This window comes from Myxococcus sp. CA039A, assembly GCF_013336645.1.
GTDB classification, from domain to species: Bacteria; Myxococcota; Myxococcia; order Myxococcales; family Myxococcaceae; genus Myxococcus; species Myxococcus llanfairpwllgwyngyllgogerychwyrndrobwllllantysiliogogogochensis.
Genome location: NZ_JABUMQ010000603.1, coordinates 1 through 2,340 on the forward strand (window position 1 = coordinate 1; position 2,340 = coordinate 2,340).

Here is a 2,340-nt window from a genome sequence, read left to right on the forward strand (position 1 = left end):
TTTCCCGGCCGCAAGCCGCCGCTCCTCAAGCTGCTGCACTGTCCAGTGCTTTGGCTGCCACGCCATGGACGCCCCCCTCCATGGCATAACCCTCAGCCCCTAACCCGACTTCCCTGAAGGGGTTTAGAGGCAGTGGAAGCGCTTCATGGTGGGGTCGCAGGCGCACCACAACAGGAAGTCGCCATCGCAGCAGTCCACCCGCCTGATGCAGCGTTTCCCCTCGTAGGTGGAGCACTGGGGCAGGTCACCCGGACAGGTGACGAGCTCCTGGGAGGACTCCTGCGTGGGCTCCTGGGAGAGCGGCTCGCCGCCCTCTTCCGCCAGAGACCCGCCGCATCCCAGCCACGAGACACTGAACAGCGCCACGCACAGCACGAAGACACGCTTCATGGGCTTCCCTCGGTTCGCTTCGGATGGAGCGCCGGGAATCGGTCGCTCCCCGAGAGGGACTGTGGCATGTGCACTGTGAGTGCGTCAGGAATTGGCCCGCACCGGCAACTGTCAAGTCATGCCAGCAGCGAGGCCAGTCCAATCATGCCGGCGATGAGGAAGAAGAGGGACTCGCCAGCGATGAGACCGCCGCCCACCAGGGACATGGTGCTCATGTCCTCGGGGAGCGCTTCGCCCTGGCCAGGGCTGCCCGCTGCGACGGGGCCGCGCTTCTTCGTCACCGTGTTCCACACGGACGCGATGATGCCGCCCGCGCCGAACCACAGTGCCGCCGGGAAGGACACGAAGGCGCCGAAGGACGACGCGTAGGGGCTGGCCAGCACCAACGAGTCCATGGTCCAGCCCACCGCGAAGCCCGCGCGCGAGCTCTTGATGTAGCTCTGATAGCCCTGGTGACCCTGGAGCAGCTTGCGCAGCACCTGGATGCCGAAGCCGAGCCCCAGGCCGAAGAACATCGCCTGAATCTTGGCGTCCGACAGCGAGCCCAGGTCCCGGATGGCGCCCACCAGCTTGTAGGTCATGGCGGAGCCCCACTGGCCCACCGGGGCATTGGGGTTGTCGAGCTGGTTGATGGTCAGCGCGGGGTAGGCCGTCATGAAGACCTTCGCCAGACCCACGCACAAGAGCGCGCCCATGATGACGCCCATCACCTGGTAGCGGAACTGGATGACGCGGTTGGTGCCCAGGCGCCAGCCGGTGGAGCGGTCCTGCTGCATGTCGCAGCCCACGGACGTGGAGATGAGCAGGATGGTCGCCGCCATCAACCCCACCAGCGGGTTCTTCAGGCCCATCAACGACATCAACATGATGGAGATGACGAACGCGCTGGAGATGGGGTTCTGGTCGGTGATGCCGTAGGAGATGCCGTTGATGAGCACGAACAGGAGCGCCAGGGCCAGGCCGAAGGCGAGCCAGCCCAGGGGCTGCCCCAGCACGAGGGTGCCCACCAGCAGCGTCGCCGCGCCCCAGCCCACCACCCAGGCCAGCAGTCGGGGCATGTTGACCTTCTTCCACGCCGGCTCCTCGCCCTCCGCGACAGTGGCCCGGGCGCGCACGCGCGCGACGGCCTGGACCGCGAGCAGCGAGAGGTCCACCGCCGCCGCGCCGCAAATCATCGCCAGACCGATGAGGAAGCCCACCTTGCGGAACGGGTCTGTCGCGCCCAGCCAGCCCAGCTCGCGCAGATAGGGCAGTTGCCACGCGCCAATGACGGCCATCAGCACCGCGGGCACGGTGATGCGACTGCCGACAATCATGCCCGCGCCCAGCGTGGCGGCGCTCGTTCCGATGGCGGCGACGACGGCGATCTTCTCCGTCATCCACGCGGCGATGGCCCCCAGCAGCGTGCCACCGCCCAGCTTGGAGATGGACGCCTTGAGCAGCCGCTTGTCCGTCAGCGCGCGCAGGATGTTGGCCACCGCGAAGCCCGACGGATAGTCGAGCTGGAGCCGGTCCACGAGCAGCGGCGTGTAGAGCATGCCCACGCCCACCGCGAACATGCCCACGCAGCCCACGAAGAGCATCAGGTGCCAGGCGGGGGGCATCTCCATGCCCAGCCACACCATGGCCTGGATGAGCACGGACATGGCGCACAGCGAGGCCACCGACGCGGCCATCGTCTGCATGTAGTTGGCGCCGTGCTTGCCCTCCGAGCCGTAGCCGTACGTGACGGCGCTGCCGAGGATGCCCGCCAGCACCTGCCCGCCGACGAAGAAGCCCACGCTGAAGTTCATGTACGACGCGGCGATGCCACCCAGGGGCCCGAGGATGAAGAGGGCCACGGCGCTCAACAGCAGGTGGTATTTCCAGGACCCCACCGGCGGCAGCCAGCCCAGGCGCGGCTGGACCTGCTCGGGGGCGTCGGACAGCGAGGACGGGGAGGGCTCCGGG

The 2,340-nt window shown here is 67.8% G+C and carries 2 protein-coding genes; both read right to left on the reverse strand.

Annotated features, from left to right (window positions below; all coding sequences use genetic code 11):
* Nucleotides 1-123: 123 nt before the first annotated feature.
* Nucleotides 124-390, reverse strand: coding sequence for a hypothetical protein (locus HR086_RS46245; protein WP_174461738.1), 267 nt, complete (start codon nt 388-390; stop codon nt 124-126).
* A gap of 116 nt (nt 391-506) precedes the next feature.
* Nucleotides 507-2,267 carry an OPT/YSL family transporter gene (locus HR086_RS46250; RefSeq protein WP_246137763.1) on the reverse strand — a complete coding sequence of 587 codons (1,761 nt, stop codon included), beginning with the start codon at nt 2,265-2,267 and terminating at the stop codon, nt 507-509.
* Between the last annotated feature and the right edge of the window lie 73 nt (nt 2,268-2,340).